This is a genomic window from Maridesulfovibrio sp., from assembly GCF_963666665.1.
Classification (GTDB): Bacteria; Desulfobacterota; Desulfovibrionia; order Desulfovibrionales; family Desulfovibrionaceae; genus Maridesulfovibrio.
On the sequence record NZ_OY762999.1, the window covers coordinates 803228 to 819345 of the forward strand.

11 protein-coding genes and 1 pseudogene are annotated in these 16118 nt (G+C 45.9%); 10 read left to right on the plus strand and 2 right to left on the minus strand.

Features of this window, described 5'->3' with window-relative positions:
- Positions 1 to 30: 30 nt before the first annotated feature.
- The 10 genes and pseudogenes from ACKU40_RS03605 (at position 31) to ACKU40_RS03650 (ending at position 14291) form a co-directional block, all read left to right on the plus strand.
- Positions 31 to 2415: a tetratricopeptide repeat protein gene (locus tag ACKU40_RS03605; RefSeq protein WP_320175162.1), complete on the plus strand. Its 2385-nt coding sequence runs from the start codon at positions 31 to 33 to the stop codon at positions 2413 to 2415.
- A gap of 109 nt (positions 2416 to 2524) precedes the next feature.
- Entirely contained in the window at positions 2525 to 3919 is a 1395-nt protein-coding gene (locus tag ACKU40_RS03610) for an undecaprenyl-phosphate glucose phosphotransferase (RefSeq protein ID WP_320175163.1), read from the plus strand.
- Between the two features lie 74 nt (positions 3920 to 3993).
- A complete protein-coding gene (locus ACKU40_RS03615) occupies positions 3994 to 4569 on the plus strand; it encodes a polysaccharide biosynthesis/export family protein (protein ID WP_320175164.1) in 576 nt (191 codons plus the stop codon).
- Between the two features lie 38 nt (positions 4570 to 4607).
- Positions 4608 to 6269: a hypothetical protein gene (locus ACKU40_RS03620; protein WP_320175165.1), complete on the plus strand. Its 1662-nt coding sequence runs from the start codon at positions 4608 to 4610 to the stop codon at positions 6267 to 6269.
- A gap of 12 nt (positions 6270 to 6281) precedes the next feature.
- On the plus strand, positions 6282 to 8033 hold the full coding sequence (locus ACKU40_RS03625; protein ID WP_320175166.1) for a lipopolysaccharide biosynthesis protein: 1752 nt from the start codon (positions 6282 to 6284) through the stop codon (positions 8031 to 8033).
- 16 nt (positions 8034 to 8049) lie between these two features.
- Positions 8050 to 8934, plus strand: coding sequence for a polysaccharide biosynthesis tyrosine autokinase (locus ACKU40_RS03630; protein ID WP_320175167.1), 885 nt, complete (start codon positions 8050 to 8052; stop codon positions 8932 to 8934).
- Between the two features lie 12 nt (positions 8935 to 8946).
- Positions 8947 to 9927 (plus strand): AAA family ATPase, encoded by a 981-nt coding sequence (locus tag ACKU40_RS03635; protein ID WP_320175168.1) that lies wholly within the window; start codon positions 8947 to 8949, stop codon positions 9925 to 9927.
- 221 nt (positions 9928 to 10148) lie between these two features.
- Positions 10149 to 10742, plus strand: a pseudogene (locus ACKU40_RS03640) (DUF4962 domain-containing protein); the annotation flags it as partial.
- 1136 nt (positions 10743 to 11878) lie between these two features.
- The gene (locus ACKU40_RS03645; protein WP_320175170.1) at positions 11879 to 12853 is read left to right on the plus strand and encodes a sulfotransferase; all 975 of its coding nucleotides are present in this window, start codon (positions 11879 to 11881) and stop codon (positions 12851 to 12853) included.
- Positions 12843 to 14291 carry a polysaccharide biosynthesis C-terminal domain-containing protein gene (locus ACKU40_RS03650; RefSeq protein WP_320175171.1) on the plus strand — a complete coding sequence of 483 codons (1449 nt, stop codon included), beginning with the start codon at positions 12843 to 12845 and terminating at the stop codon, positions 14289 to 14291. The genes ACKU40_RS03645 and ACKU40_RS03650 overlap by 11 nt, the downstream gene beginning before the upstream one ends.
- Here ACKU40_RS03650 and ACKU40_RS03655 read toward each other — a convergent pair.
- On the minus strand, positions 14288 to 15325 hold the full coding sequence (locus ACKU40_RS03655; RefSeq protein WP_320175172.1) for an ATP-binding cassette domain-containing protein: 1038 nt from the start codon (positions 15323 to 15325) through the stop codon (positions 14288 to 14290). The two genes, ACKU40_RS03650 and ACKU40_RS03655, sit on opposite strands and share 4 nt — an antisense overlap.
- A complete protein-coding gene (locus tag ACKU40_RS03660; protein ID WP_320175173.1) occupies positions 15322 to 16110 on the minus strand; it encodes an ABC transporter permease in 789 nt (262 codons plus the stop codon). The genes ACKU40_RS03655 and ACKU40_RS03660 overlap by 4 nt, the downstream gene beginning before the upstream one ends.
- Between the last annotated feature and the right edge of the window lie 8 nt (positions 16111 to 16118).

The window sequence follows — 16118 nt, forward strand, 5'->3', positions numbered from 1 at the left end:
TGAGTTGAATTTATAAATACGGGGAAATCAATGCGTAAGTATTTATTTGCGGTACTCCTGATAATTGTCACAGTCGGCCTCCTTGGAGGGTGTGAAAAGAGAAGGGATGACTTTTACCAGAAGGCAGTTGAATATTACAATAAAGGGATGATGACCGAGGCCGGACTTGAAATAAAGAATGCTCTTTCCATCGATCCCGAATGCGCTTCGTGTCGCTTACTATTTGGGAAGATTGCTTTGGAAAATGGAAACTTCCAAGGTGCTTTTATTAATTTCAGGTATGCCTCAGATCTTGATCCTACATTGATTGAAGCAAAGGTGGAGCTCAGCAAGCTTTATCTGCTGGCCCGTGAATATGATGATGCCGGTGATATGGCCCGTAAGGCTTTGAATCTGGATGCAGGAAATATTGAGGCCCGTTTGGTGCTGGCATCAGTTCTTGCTGAGAGCAAGAAATTCGCTGAAGCACAGAAAATGCTGGAAATTGCCTTAAACGAAGATCCCGGAAATCCTGATGTGTATCTTTCCATGAGCAGTGTCTTTATCAGGCAGGGCAACATGAAAGATGCTGAAGGTGCTTTACTTGAGGGGCTTAAGCGTATTCCCCAGAATACATCCCTGTTGATGAAGGTTGTTGCTTTTTACCGCCAGAACAATGAGCCGGACACTGCTTTGAAGTATGTCGAAAAACTTTTGCAGAGCAACAGTGCTGATCCTCGTACAAAAGTTTTTGCGGCTGAATTCTATTCTTCCATGGGTAATGATGCCAAGGCAGCCGAGTTGATGGCTGAAGTTGTTCATACTCATCCGGAAGAAGCAGAATATAGGGTGCTTTATTCGAGGGTGCTTAATTCCCAGAAAAAATTTGTTGAAACAGAAAAGGTCCTCAAGGAAGGGTTAGCGCTTGATAAGTCTTTATTGGCGATCAGGAGCTCTCTGTCGGGCCTTTACATGTCTCAGGGACGGCAGGAAGAAGCAGTAAAAATCTTGTTGGACGGTGTGGCTTTGGATCCTGAAGGGACAGAAAGTTCCGACTACGTTGTTTACCGCAAGCAACTTGCAACAATGTATTTGGACATGAATGAACCCAAAAAAGCCATTGAACAGCTTGATAAAGTAATTGAACTGAACTCCAAGGATTCCGAGGCGCATTATCTGCGTGGGCAGATTTACCTTTTTGAGGGACGCGGGAATCTGGCCGTATCTGAATTCCGCCAAGTCGTTCGGGATAATCCGGAAAGTGCGCCAGCATATGTTCTTCTGGCCCGTGCGCATTTGATTAATGGTGAAATTAATATCGCTATTGAGAACCTTAAGGAAGCAATTAACCTTGAGCCGGGTTATGCCCCTGCAAGGGAGGTTTTGATAAACACTTATCTCGACCGCAAAGATTGGCATCAGGCCATTCTTGAGTTGCAGCGTCTAAGGGAAAAAAGACCGGATGACATCCAGATTTTGGCCGCTATCGGTGATGTTTATGCCATTAAAGGGGATGCAAACCTTGCGAGTCGCACTTTTAATGAACTGAGCGATAAATTCCCTGATTCTCCTGTGGGAGAGATGAAACTGGCTGAGTTAGCCCGGTCTCTTGGAAAGAGTTCACTGGCGGAGCAACATTATACCAATGCGCTTAAAATTGCTCCGGATTCTCTTGCCGCTATTCAGGGGAAAGTTGATATTTTTATCCTTCAGCACAAGTATACTGCCGCGACTAATTTTTGCGAGAATCTGCTTGAAAAATTTCCCGATAATGCTCGTATTTATGAGCTTCTTGGGAAGGTTTATGCTGCCAGAGGTAATTTTCAGGCTGCTGAAACGAATTATTCAAGAGCGGTAACTCTTGCACCGGAATGGATGCTTCCGTATCTGCGTATCGGCGACCTCTACGTAAGGGATAAAAAGCTTAAAGAAGGGATAGCCAAGTTTAAGGAAGAAATAAAAAAGGATAGTGATAATCCCGGACCGCAGTTTCTGCTAGGTCTTCTTTATGAGCAGAATGGCGAATATGAGCAGTCTCGTGAAGTTTATTCAAAGCTTCTTGAACAGCATCCCGGATTCCAGTTGGCCGCTAACAATTTGGCTTATCTGCTGGCGACTAAGTTCTCTGACAATGGAGAATATATGGAACAGGCCCTTAAGCTGGCCCGGGTCGCGTCCAGCAGCCAGAGTCCGGAAGCTTTGGATACCCTTGGATACGTGCTCTACTTGAATGGTGAATACCAGCAGGCCCTGCACGTATTTAACTCCGCTTTGCAATTGTTACCGGATTTCTCAGCTGCACAATTCCACAAGGCCTTGGTTTATTCTCGCGAAGGGAAAAATGATGAGGCGAAGAAAGTCTTGAATAAGTTGCTGAAAAGCAAAGAAGATTTTCCAGAGCGTAAAGATGCTGTCAATCTGCTTGAGCGGCTTTAGAATGAATAAATATTGAAAAAATATGGAGGACGCTAAACTATGCTTCCTCCATATTTTTGTTTGATTATAGTTTGTTAGTATAAAATGATTTTGCTTTAGGGCAGGAGGAATGATGGACCGAAAGATCAGCATTTCGCCGCATATGTTTGAGCCGTTTCACAGGATTATTGACATAGGGGCGGGGATTTTTGTCCTTCTTGTTCTTTATAATATCTTTTCCCCGGAATCTTTTTCATCACGGGCTACCCATCTTGCATTGCTGGTTGCGGTTACTGCGGCATTGGGACTTATCGCTTTTCACATTGTAGGTGTTTATCGGGACTGGGCTGGTTCGGATATTTTGCAGGAATGCAACCGCATTATTGCCGCAGTTTTTTTTGTCTTCGGCGGTTTGTTGCTTTTGGGATATTCTTTTAAGGTTTCAAGCGTTTATTCAAGGCGGGTAGTCCTTGCAGCGATGCTTTTGTGGCCTGCTTTGCTTTGTCTGGAGCGTCTTATTATACGCAAGTTTGCTTCCAGTTTTTTTGCGGAGAATGTCACCGGGCGGAGGGCTATTATCGCCGGAAGCGGAAAGCTTGCCAATTCTCTGGATACCTGGGTGAAGGATAATCCCTGGGCCGGCATCAGGATAATGGCTTTCTTTGATTCTACTGCTCCTGATTGCAGTGGTACAAACCCTTGTGCCGGAGAGCTGGATGACCTGCCTGATTATGTAAAGAAAAACAATATCCAGCTTGTTTTTCTGGCTTTGCCCATGCGCGATGAAGATATGCTCAATAAGCTTATGCTTGGGCTGGAAGATACCACGGCTCAAATTTATTTTTTCCCGGATATGACTATTTTTAAATATCTCATGGGCGGGGATGTGGCTCATGTTGCCGGGCAAACCGCAATTGTTCTCCGGAGTTCTCCGTTTGAAGGAATGAACGGTTTCGCCAAGCGTATGGAAGATTTAATTGTTTCCGGTTTGATCTTGGTTATTATTTCTCCTTTTATGCTTTTGATTGCATTGGGGATTAAGTTAACTTCCAAAGGACCGGTATTTTTCCGGCAATGGCGTTACGGATTGGAGGGAGAGCCTTTTCAGATTTATAAATTCAGAACGATGAAGGTTCTGGAAGACGGGTATGATTTTACTCCCGCAACAAAGAAAGATCCACGAATTACCCGGTTCGGAATGTTCCTGCGTAAAAACAGCCTTGATGAATTGCCTCAGTTTTTCAATGTGCTTGACGGGACGATGTCTATAGTTGGCCCAAGGCCGCATGCTGTTAAAATGAATGAAGATTACCGCAAACATATTCCCGGTTATATGCTGCGTCATATTTCAAAGCCGGGTATTACCGGACTGGCTCAGGTTAATGGATACAAAGGTGAAGTCAAAACTGACGAGGATATGCAGAAACGCATTTCCTTTGACATTGAATATCTTCAAAACTGGTCTGTGCTTATGGACTTGAAGATAATTTTTAAGACTGTCTTCAGTTTTGCATGGAGACAGTGACTCTACATGTCTGAAAAATGACCTAAGAGTTTAATTTTATTAAATAAGAATTTTTTAATTGTCAGGGAGGCGGCGTGAAGGGTTTAAAATTATTTGTTTTGTTTATGTTTGTCATTTTATTTGCATCGGCCCCCCGGGGAGCTTCTGCCCAACTGACTGTAAACAATGAATACAGGCTTGGTCCTGAGGATGTCATTGAAATCTCAGTCTGGGGTGACAAAGAACTTGCCAGAGAGGTTGTAGTAAGACCGGACGGCGGCGTTTCTTTTCCTCTGGCCGGGGACTTGAAGGCCGGAGGTTTAACCGTTAATGAACTCCGCGAAAAGCTGAAAGCGCGGATTTCGGAGTTTGTTCCCGATGCCCCGGTAACGGTAATCCTGCGCAAGGTTGAGCACCCCAAGGTTTATGTCATGGGAAAGGTTAATAACCCCAAAGTTCTGGTGATGGGACAGGATATTACAGTGGTTCAGGCGCTGGCGATGTCCGGGGGATTAAGTCCTTTTGCCGAAAGCGGCAGCATTATCATTGTCCGCAAGAATAAGGACGGCTCACAGAAAGTTTTTCCTTTTGATTATGACCAATTGGCTGATGGGGAGAATTTGAAGCAGAATATCCTCTTGCAACCGGGCGATACTATTATTGTACCTTAGGATATGTCTGTTTTAATTGATTTTGACAGGGGAGTCAGATGTCAGGACCGGTACGCAGAATTTTTCGCGCTGTGATATTCAGCCTTGTGCTGGTGCCGGTTTGCGTCGTTTTAGCAGGAGAGGGCGGAGTTTCCTGGAGGGTGCGTGTTCCAGTTATTCAGCCTTTGGACAGTTGGTCCGGCAAAGCGGAAACCGGCTCTGCAATTTTTGTGGCGGATCTGAAGCGTCCGGTAAACGATGTGACTCTGATGGCTGATCCTTTCGAACCTGTTGGGGAGCAGGGGGCAAAAGTCAGGGCCGTTGTTCCTGATGAAATTGTGCAACAGCGTGTTGCTGTCCGTGCCTCAGCTGAAAACAGCGTATCGGTTTCAAACTCACATTCAGATTCCGCTTCGGTCCTGCTGGCATCTTCTGATGTAAGCGTGAGTAAGAAAACAGCCGTAAGCGCAAAAGAAGATCTGCCGGAAGAGCAGCAAAGTTCCGGGGGCAGTTCTGTTTCACTTATCCCTTCAGAAAATGCACGCCAAAAGGAAGCCGTTGCTTCCGGCGATAGCGGATTTTTTACGACTCCGAAGCGCGCGGCAGGTTTGTCCGGTAAAGTGGTTAAGATCAAACCGGTACTCAGGATGCGGGAAATGTACGACAGCAATGTGGATTACAAAAAGTTTGATGACTTTATTGCTGAGATTACCCCTGCCCTGAAGGTTGATATCTATGATGAAGATATGCAGGTTAATTTCAGGGGAGACTTCATTTACAAGGATTATCTGAACCATGATGAGCTGGACCGGTATGACTACAATCTGGATCTTTCCGGTAAATACAGTTTCAGCCCTGATCTTCAGGGTGCATTGGCAGTTAACCACAAGCGTTACCACAATCTTGATCAAAACACGTATGAATCCGGCGGTGTCGATATTGACCCGACTGTGATTTTAAAGACCTCTGCCACTCCATCACTCACATGGCGCATGGGTGAAAAGGATAATCTGGTAATCAGTAATTATATTGATAAGACCAACTATGAGCGTAAGAGCGATTCTGATTACCTGACCAATGTGCTTAGCTTTATCTGGGGCCATGCTCTGGATAATGAACGGACAACTTTATATGTCGGTGAAATGAATACTTTTACTCATTTCAGCCGCGAGATTGACGATTTTAAGAGTGATCAGATTTCCTTTCAGGGCATAGTTGGTATTGACCACCAGTTTACCGAGGGCTGGAAGCTTTCAGTAAAGGGGGGACCGGGAATTACTTCTTCCAATTATTCAAGCGACACAATTACCGGGGACAGCCTTGATTTTCTCTACCAGTTCCGTGCTGAGTTGGGATATCGTGAACTGGAGTTCAGCGTTGTTCCGGCCATTGAAAGGACCGTACGACCCGGAAGATATGGCGAGAATGAAGTTTTTGATCAGGCGGAAATTTATTTTAGATATGAGTTTTCCGAATATTTAACCTTGGATAATATCAATACATATTGGATGAATGAGTCTGATGGTAATAGTGGAGGAAGGAAGCACAAGGCAAAAGGTGTTTTTTCTCAGGCCATCGTAAACTGGAAATTTGAAGAAGATTGGACCGCATTTTGTGGCTTAAGCGTCAATCTCTCGCTCAACGAAATCAGTGACTCAAATGATGAAAGATTTAAAAGCTGGGTCGGTTTTTCTTATTCATTTCCGACCGAGATAAATTAAGGGAGCGGGCATATGCAGGAAAGCTCGGATATAGCGTATTATTTCGATGTCCTAAAACGCAGGAAATATCAGTTCCTTATACCTGCGGGAGCTGTTTTTTCTTTGATTTTCGTATTGGCCTTTATTTTGTCACCAGTCTACAAATCTACGGCAACCATCCTTATCGAGGATCAGGACATTCCTCAAGATCTGGTCCAGACCACGGTTACCGGATTTGTTGAAGAAAGACTGCAGGCAATATCACAGGTCGTTCTCAGTCACGGTAACCTATTGAATATTATTAAGGAATTTGAACTGTATCCTGATCTGGTCGGCAAATATACCACTGAAGAAATTATCGCTAAAATGCGTGAGGATATCCAGCTTGAACCTATTACAGCTGAAGTGACCAACCAGTATTCCGGTCGTCCCGGTACGGCTACAGTTGCATTTACCCTTTCCTATGAAGGACGCAGTCCACAGAAAGTTGCTCAGGTAGCCAATGTTCTCACTTCTCTTTATCTGAAAGAAAACTTGAAGGAGAGAGAGAAAAAAGCCACGTCGACTTTTGAGTTCCTTGAGTTGCAGCTTGCCGAATTACGTTCCGAGATTCTGGAGCTGGAATCAAACATTGCCCTCTTTAAGGAGGAGCATGTAAATGAGTTACCGGAACTGCTGATTCATAACATGAACTCCATGGAACGCCTTCAGCGGGAGCTTGATAAGGTTCAGGAACAGATCGTTTCCTTGAAGAACCGTAAGGTTTATCTCGAAGGACAGCGGGCCAGTATTGATCCTAACCTGCGTATTGTCGCTAATGACGGAACCCGTTTTCCTACTGCCCGTGAAGACCTCGAAAAACTTAGGCGCGAGTACCTTTCATTGCAGTCGCGTTATTCTTCGCGGCATCCTGACGTGCTGGCTATGAAAAGGCAGATTGAATCCCTTGAAAGGGAGGTCGATGCTGCTGACAACCTTGATTTAATAAACCGGGAAATTAAGAATAAGGAGCAGGAGCTTATGGTCCTGCGCAAGAAATATTCGGATAAGCATCCTGAGGTGATCATGCTGCGCAAGCAGATTGATTCTCTTAATGAAAGCCTTGAAGAGGCAGCACTGCAGGATTCAATGTTCGATTCTGCTCCGGATGTCCCGGATAATCCAGGGTATATTCAGATTGAGACTCAGATTGCTTCTACTGAACTTGAAATTGTCGAGGCGGAAAGAAACTATGCTGAGCTTGCCAAGAAATATGCTGCCTACCAGCTCAGGGTAGTTAATACCCCACAGGTAGAGCAGGAGTATAAGGTACTGCTGCGAGATTATGAAAACGCCCAGCTTAAGTATCAGGATATCAATAACAGGCTGCTGTCTGCCCGTGAGGCAAAAGGTTTGGAACAGAGTCAGCTTGCTGAACGGTTCACCCTTATTGATCCTCCGATTGTGCCTGAAAAACCGATCCGTCCTAACAGGCTTGCGTTGATTCTTGTTGGCTTTGTACTTTCTCTCGGTGTGGGAGCCAGTACCGGCACTATTTTGGAGTTCATGGACCGCTCTATCCGCAGGCCGGAAGAGTTGTCGGCTATTGTGAAGTTCCCGGTGCTTGCCATTGTTCCATATTGGGAGACAGAGTTAGAGGCCCGGGCTTTGGTGCGCAAAAAGTGGATTATGACGATAGTGTTCTTTTCTACTGCGGCAGTGAGCGTAGTTGCAGTTCATATCTTCTTTATGCCGATTGACGTTATTGCAGTTAAACTTGTTCGCAAAATAGTGTTGAATTTTTAATGGACAGGGAGTCTACATGAGTAAGCTGCTCAAGGCTGTTGAAAAAGCCAAACGAAATCGCATATTGCAGGAAGAGCAGGTCTCTAGCGAAAATATGTCAACAGCCGTTAAAAGTACTGCTGTTGAAACACCTCTCCCTGTGCCTGAAGCCAAAAAGGGAGCTGAATCCAGATCCTCAGAGGAAATGGAGCAAAGATGTAATCTTCCTAAAAGCTTCTATGATGATATAGTTCTTGATGAGATGGAGCTTGCGAAGAACAGGATTCTTACCAAGCATAGCAGCTCTTCTTTTACTGATATATATAACCTGTTGCGTACCCAGATTTTTCATCGCACTAAGAGGAAAAAGCATAATGTGTTAATGGTTACCAGTGCCATGCCCGGTGAAGGCAAGACCATTACTTCCATTAATTTGGCGATAAGTATTGCCCGTGAAGTTGACCAGTTCGCTTTGCTGGTTGATACGGACATGCGTAAGCCAAGCATCCATAAATACTTGGGAATAGAAGTTGAAAAGGGACTGACGGATCATCTTCTCCATGATATTCCTGTACCTGAACTTTTAATAAAACCGGGGATTAATAAGCTTTCCTTTCTTCCTGCAGGGGAACCGATTAAAGGCTCCACCGAAATACTTGGTTCTCCCAAGCTTCAGGATTTGATTACGGAAATGAAAGATCGGTATCCTGACCGTTATGTTGTATTCGATTGTCCTGATTTGCTGCATGCGCCTGATGCATTGGTTTTTTCCAGCTATGTGGACGGAATCATTTTTGTTGTGGAAGCAGGCAAAACTTCGCGTGAATATGTGCAGAAAGCGCTCAATCTCCTTGAAGGCCGGAATATTGTGGGTATAGTCCTCAATAAGAGCGATAAGGAAAGCCTGAATGTTATCAGCTGAGGTGGTGGTTAAATGTATTTAGAATTCTACGGCTTGAACGAAAAGCCATTCAACATTCTGCCCGACCCGGAATTTTTCTATTTGAGCCAATGGCATCAGCAGGCTCTTACCCATATAGAATACGGATTGATGAACGGGGACAGCCTGATTTTGCTTACCGGTGATGCCGGAACAGGCAAGACTTCCATTATTTATAAGTTGGTGGTGGAGCACAGTGAGGAAACCATTGTAGGGGTAATTTTCAATAGTGCAGTCAGCGGTGACTATATTGTAGAGATGATCCTTACAGAACTAGAAGGAAAGCTGCCTGAAAATCCCACCCCGGCTTCATGTCTTGATGCTTTGCAACAGCACCTGCTCGATATTTATACCAACAGTGATAAGCGGGTTTTGCTTATTCTTGATGAGGCTCAGAATCTGAGTGACGAAGCTCTTGAGCAGGTTCGGATGATTTCAAATCTGCAGGCCGGAAAAGATAACTTGATTTCCATTCTTATGGTCGGCCAGACCGGTTTCCGTGATCGGCTGCGCAAGGCACGCTACAGCCAGATTGTGCAGCGTATTGTAATCAGTGCTCATCTTTCCCGTCTGCGTAAGCAGGAAGTTAAGGAATATATTTACTACCGTTTGCGGCAGGGCGGAGCTGATGATCCGTTTATGGTTTTTACAGAAAACGCAGTGGCAAAGATATATGAGTATTCCTACGGTATTCCTCGTAATATCAACGTCCTTTGTGAAGGTTCACTTGTTTTCGGATTTGCAGATGACATTAAGCCTGTCAGTGCAGATGTTGTGGAGACGTTTGCCCAGGAACGTATTAGCGACGGTCTGCTTCCCATGCCTGAATCTACAATTCCCTGCGACAAAGAGGACGTGGCCCGCTATATTGATGATTTGGAAAAAAGGGTTGCCAGTCTTGAGTCTTCGATGGGCATTGTAAAACGTACTTTGGTCAAGATAATTAAGAAATTGAAGATTTTTAGCTTAAAATAAATCTAGGGGGCGTAATGCGGCATAAGCCGGTTGTTGCGGTATTGGTGATGATTTCGGTTTTATGGGGGTTGCCGTTTTCCGCATCTGCTGCTGATTTATCTGTATTCAAGGAGCGTCCCAGACTTTATTTCAATAAGGCCCGCTTAAAGCAATTGCGTTCTTTTAAAGATGAAAAGCCTTATTCTGAGTTTTTGCGCATCATTCGTAAGCGGGCCAAGGCAATGGTGGGCAATAGAGTTCCGAACAATCTGCTTCGCTACAATAGTGAAACTGTACGCCGCCCTGCTGACGGGCTGGTGGATAGCGCTTTCTATTACTTGATTACCGGTGATTCTAGTTCTTTTATTGCTGTTCAGAATTTGTTGCGGACTTTTTGTTCCGCACAGGTCTGGGGTAATAATGAAGATATTGGAGCCGCACACGGTCTTTTTGCCCTTTCTCTCGCATATGACTGGTTTTACGATGAATTATCCTCGGCTATGCGGTTGATGGTCAAGGATTCGATCATCGAACATGCAGAGATATTGAATGAGATCCTTCGCTCTAAACGTTTGTGGTGGGCTCAGTCCCGTGGCCTGCTTCAGAACCATAACTATGTAAATGCCGGTGCCTTGGCTGTTGCCGGGATTGCATTATACGGCGATGATCGGCGGGCATTGGACTGGCTGAAAACAGCTGAAGATAATTTCAATCTGGTTCTGCCCCTGCTTTCACCTGACGGAGCTTCTCACGAAGGGGTCGGCTACTGGAGTTACGGAACTCTCTGGCTGCTTAACTATTATATGGCTATGGCCCCAGCGCAGGGACTGGAGATGGTTCGTGATAGCGGTTTTTTGCGCAATACGGCCAAGTTCAGACTTTACGCCTCTTTGCCCGGATTCAGATACAATGTTGATTTTGCTGATTCTCCCATGGTTGATTTCTACGGCCCGGGAGCAATCCTGCGTTGTCTTGCCCAGATTTTTAAAGACAGGCATGCCCAGTGGCTGGCAGCTGAGATTGAGCGTAAAAGGCTCATGAGCACCGTGCTATGGCAGGATTATATCTGGTACGATAAGCAGATAGAGCCACAGGAACCGCAGAATCTTCCGCTTGATGCATGGTTTGAAAATCTCGGAATTCTGCTGACCCGTTCCTCGTGGGAAGATGATGCTTCACTTGTCTTTTTCAAGTGCGGTCCACCACAGGGATTTCATGCTTTGTCCAAGGGCATTTTCCCCGGTTCGCATATCCATCCTGATGCAGGGCATTTCGGGATGTGGCTTGGTAAGCGTTCGTTGGTTAATGATGACGGTTTCTTGCTTAAGAAGCTTTCTATTAATCATAACATTCCGGTTTTTGATAAGATCGGACAACTTGGTGAAGGTACGGCTGTTTTTCAGCTTTATGACTATAAGAAAGGTAAAGGTTCCACTCCTAAGCCCCGCTTTGTGAGCGGAGATGGGTACCAAGGTGTTGAAGTTGAGCTGGCAGGATACTATCCTGCTTCTGTGCGTCCGAAATCTTGGAAGCGGGCAATTGTGGTCATCAACGGTGAAGATATTTTTGTGCGTGACCGGATAATTCCGGCAGGTAATACCAGTATCCTTTACCCAATGCATGTATACCGTAAGGGCCGTTTGGTCAGCGATGCCGGAGTTGGTAAAGTCTGCTTAGAGCTGGATAGCGGTTACAGTCTCAATTTCTATGGTCAGGATTTCAGTACTTCGTTTAGAAAATACACAGGACTCTTGTGGTTTATGGGTAAGAAGATTCCCCGTTCAGGTATGCTTTTTCAGGCGGAGCGCAAGACCTCAGACCCTTCTGTCATGTATACGGCAGTGGGGCGTACTCCTGATGGATGCTCCGATCCGTCACTGTTCGACAGTTCTGTTGGCGGAGATAATGTTAAAGTCGAGTCCCGCAGCGGAAGATATAGAATTGATTTTTCAACGCTCAAGGTGAGCAGATTATGATTCATGCATTTATTCTTTATGATAGCCGCTCCGGTTCGACTTTGCTTTCCTCGCTGCTGAATCAGTATGCCGGGGTTGTGGTTGGGCAGGAAAGTCATTTTATCTCACTAGTTCTTGAAAATTATCGGGATGAAAAATTACTGACTGTTGACGGGGTGCTGGAGCTTCTTTATTCCGAACCTCGTTTTGTGGAATGGAATGTTGACCGTGAACAATTGCGTAGTCGATTGACTGGGTTGGGGGATTTGAGCTACCGCGCCGTGTTTGATGCTGTTTTCAAAGAGTATCTTGAGGTTCGCGGGGAAAGGCTGCCTGAAGTTTTGGTCATCAAAGGTGCAAGGCATGATTTCCACATGGCCAAATTGAAAACCATATATAGCGACGCTCGGTTTGTTTTTCTGCTTCGTGACGGCAGGGCAGTGTTTAATTCAAAATTGGACATGGTCTCCCTGACCGGAATGAAGATGTCCAACAATGTATTCCAAGCCGCCTTTGATTGGAAGAATATGATACAAAGGGTGGCAGGAGAGTCGGTAATCCGGTTACGTTTCGAAGACCTGCTTGCCGCACCGGAGCGAGAAGTTGTTCGCATACTTGACGAATTTGGTGTCAGCCCGGAAGGTAAAAAAGTTGTTGCTTCCCAGCAGGATTATTCCCAGCTGATCGGAAACAGGCAAAAGCATCTGCATCAGAATGTCGGAAAGGCCCCGGATCGCGCCATTGCAGAGAAATGGAAAGAGCGGCTTAGTCCTGCCCAGATTCAACTGTATGAATTGATCTGTGCACAGGAGCTTTTGCAGAGTGGCTATAAATTATGTGCATCCGGAAATGTGCCGTTTATGGACAGTGTGCGCGTAATTGTCGGACAGGGGGGGCACTGGCTCTGGCTGAAACTGCGTAATGTTTTTTATTATACTTTTATAGAGCGGAGTCTTCTTCGCAAGCTGAGGGAAAAGCGGTTTGAGCAGTGAACACTCCAATTTGAAGAAGCTGATTCTTGTCTTCACAGCCAAGGGAGTGAAGGGGATAGGCGGCTTGCTGCTGGCATGGGTGCTGGCTATGAAGTTCGGTGCTTACGGAACCGGTCTTTTTTTTATCGGCTACACTTTTGCTTTTCTTTGTGCCAATTTTGCTCAGCTGGGACTCGGTAACGCGTGTTTACGCTATATTCCACAGGTCAGGGAACAGCATGAATCCAATCTTTCTGCTATGTGGACCATTTCACAGTTGATTGTTGGGGGCTTTGCGTTACTGCTTTCTGGCGCGGTTATGTTCTATGCTGAACCTGTTGCCGGTTTGGTTTTTAAAAATGTGTCAAAATGGGCGTATATTTTTTATGCTTCCCCCATTATTTTTTTTTGGAGCCTGACCAGAACCAACATAATGGTCCGCCAGAGCCTTGGCGATATGTCTGGAATCACGGTGGTGGAAAATCTCATAATTCCGCTGGGCATGTTGCTTTTGTCTGCTTCGGCCTTTGTTATCGATTTTGATGTCCTTTGTTTTCTTTCCGCAGTCACCGCTCTTTATGCGGTATCGTTCTTATATTCTTTTTTTAGTACGCGCGGGGATTACGGTTTACATTTCTCCCTGCGGCTGCACAGTTCCGTAAGTGTCCGGGAAATTGTTGTTTATTCCATTCCACTTTTGATTGTCGCATTTTCTCAGACTTCATTGATCTGGATAAATACACTTATCCTCGGCGCTGTGGGCGCGGTGGTTGATTCCGCTCTCTTTGTGGCTGCCATGAAAGTTGCGGTGAGCATTTCCATACTGCTTTACACATTCAACAGCGTTTATGCTCCGCAGATTTCTGCTGTTTACGCTCGTGAAGATAATGAAGCTCTTTGCTCCATGTACCGCGAGGCCACCCATGCATTGACTTTGTTCTCATTCATCCTGCTGGCCGGGGTGGCTGTTTATGCAGATGTCATCATGAACTTTTTCGGGGCGCAATACACTGCCGGGACAAGTTGTCTGCTTTGGATGCTACTCGGACAGATCTGCAATTGCTACACTGGACCGGTGGGATACCTGCTGATTCTTTCCGGTAAATCAAGGCTTGAGGTCTTCAACACGGTTGCAGGATTGATTCTCAATGCGGGGCTCTGTGTGCTGCTTTACAACAGCCTAGGGGTGAGCGGTGCCGGTTTGGCTTTCTGCTTTTCCAATGTATTGATTAACCTGCTTCGCTATTTTCAATGCCGTAATTCTTTCGGAATCAGTTGGCTGGACAGCAAACAGAAATTCTTTGTTTTTTTACAGTTGTTTATAGTTGGTACTTATATGATTTTATACAGCTATGGTGTGAATAGAGAGTTGTCCGTTGCGGTCCTTTTGATTTCATATTTGCTGCTTAATATCAATAATATAAGGTCGTTGGCCGCAGGTTTGCGTTCTCGTAATTAAAACAGGTGCAGGCTTTGCTCCGGAACAGCTACTTTGATGGGCAGTCCCGGTTCCAACTCGCCATTTCCAATCATTTTCCTCGGAACAAGGGCATAGATTTCCATGCCGTCGTAATCAAGAGTTACCCGGGCATGGAAGCCTCCGGCTGTTATGCCTTTGACTGTGGCGTAAAAGCTGTTCTGCCCGTTGTGTTTTCCAATCTCACTGCCCAGCAACACTTCTTCAGGACGGAAGGCCAATCTTGTTTCCGAACCTGATCTTTTTTTGGTGTAAGTCAGGTTCAGGTCGCTAAACTTTACGTAATCAGTCATGGGTGTGCAGGGGTAGATGTTGGACATACCAACGAATCCGGCCACGAACTCAGAACCCGGAGAGTTGAAAATATCCCTGATTTTACCTTTGCGGATCAGCTTACCGTTTCTGATGATGGCTCCATTGGTGGAAAGATAGAGTGCTTCGTCAAAGTCGTGGGTGACCATGACAAAGGTTATTCCGGTTTCGCGATGAAGGTTTTTAAGCAGGTCTTGAACTTCCTGACGGAAAGCCGGGTCCAAAGCGGAAAGCGGCTCATCAAGTAGCAGCACTGCCGGGTCCACCAGCAGGGCGCGGGCAATGGCAGCGCGTTGACGCTCTCCGCCTGAAAGGTGACGAGGGGTTCGGGCCAGCAGGTGGGAAATATTCAGCTTTTCGGCAAGTTCTTCTGCTTTGCGCATTGCGCTGTCTGCGCTGATACCTTTATATTTCGCGCCGAAGGTTATGTTTTCCAGCACGTTACGGTGCGGGAATAGTGCGTAATCCTGATAAACAATGGACAGTCCCCGTTTTTCAGGAGGCAGATAGGTAATTTCACTGCCGGAAATTTTTATGGAGCCGGATGATACCGGAACCAGTCCGGCAATTGTCTCCAGCAGCACAGATTTACCGGAACCTGTAGGTCCGAGCAGGGTGAAGAAATCCCCTTCCGGGATGTGAAGGCTGATGTCCTGCAGAGAAAATTTAGGCAGTTTAACGTTGAGCTTTTCAATTTTGATCATGATTCTCTGCTCCCCAGTCCGCGTGAAAGAAGTCGCAGTGCAGCAAACAGCACCAATGATAGAAAAATCAGCCAGATAGCCACAGGACGTGAATAGGAAAGCCCGTAGGCGGTGAACCGTTCGTACATCAGCACTGGTGCGATCATGGGATGGTAGGCAACGATAACAACTGCGCCGAATTCACTCAGCGCGCGGGCCATGCACATGATCATCCCGGTCAGTAATGAACGCCAAGCCAGCGGCAAGGTAACCCGCAGAAATGTCTGTGTAGGTGAAGCCCCTAAGGTTCGGGCTGCTTTTTCGAGTCTCTCGGGAACAGCTTCAAATCCGTCCCGTGCGGCATTGAGATAAAAAGGTAACCCAACAAAGACCAGAACAGCTACAATGCCTGTATTTGTACCCATAATGCGGATTCCGGCATCCAGAAGCATCTGCCCTATCCAGTGATTTCGTCCGGCAATGGACAGCAGTGCAATACCGATTACCGGATGCGGAATCATAATCGGCATGTCTATGATGGATTCCACCAGTGCTTTGCCTTTGAAATCCTTGCGGGCCAGCATGAAGGCGAAAGGAGTGCCGATGGTAAAAGATATGAGTGCCGCCATACCGGAACAAAGCATGCTGCGACTGATGGCTGCGCGAACATCCGGGTCCATGATGGTTTCAAGAAGTTCATTTACGCTTGAGCCTAATATCAACTGGCTTAACGGAACCAGAATGAAGCCTAGGACCAGAATGGTGGAAAGAACTGAGCTGACTGAAGTCTTGTGGAATTTTTTCATAGGCGGGA

Bases quoted from the DNA above. Each gene is read 5' to 3' on its own strand.
- ACKU40_RS03660 (WP_320175173.1), bottom strand. From the start codon at position 16,110: ATGAAAAAATTCCACAAGACTTCAGTCAGCTCAGTTCTTTCCACCATT.
- ACKU40_RS03610 (WP_320175163.1), top strand. From the start codon at position 2,525: ATGATGGACCGAAAGATCAGCATTTCGCCGCATATGTTTGAGCCGTTT.
- ACKU40_RS03655 (WP_320175172.1), bottom strand. From the start codon at position 15,325: ATGATCAAAATTGAAAAGCTCAACGTTAAACTGCCTAAATTTTCTCTG.
- ACKU40_RS03630 (WP_320175167.1), top strand. From the start codon at position 8,050: ATGAGTAAGCTGCTCAAGGCTGTTGAAAAAGCCAAACGAAATCGCATA.
- ACKU40_RS03625 (WP_320175166.1), top strand. From the start codon at position 6,282: ATGCAGGAAAGCTCGGATATAGCGTATTATTTCGATGTCCTAAAACGC.
- ACKU40_RS03620 (WP_320175165.1), top strand. From the start codon at position 4,608: ATGTCAGGACCGGTACGCAGAATTTTTCGCGCTGTGATATTCAGCCTT.
- ACKU40_RS03635 (WP_320175168.1), top strand. From the start codon at position 8,947: ATGTATTTAGAATTCTACGGCTTGAACGAAAAGCCATTCAACATTCTG.
- ACKU40_RS03605 (WP_320175162.1), top strand. From the start codon at position 31: ATGCGTAAGTATTTATTTGCGGTACTCCTGATAATTGTCACAGTCGGC.
- ACKU40_RS03645 (WP_320175170.1), top strand. From the start codon at position 11,879: ATGATTCATGCATTTATTCTTTATGATAGCCGCTCCGGTTCGACTTTG.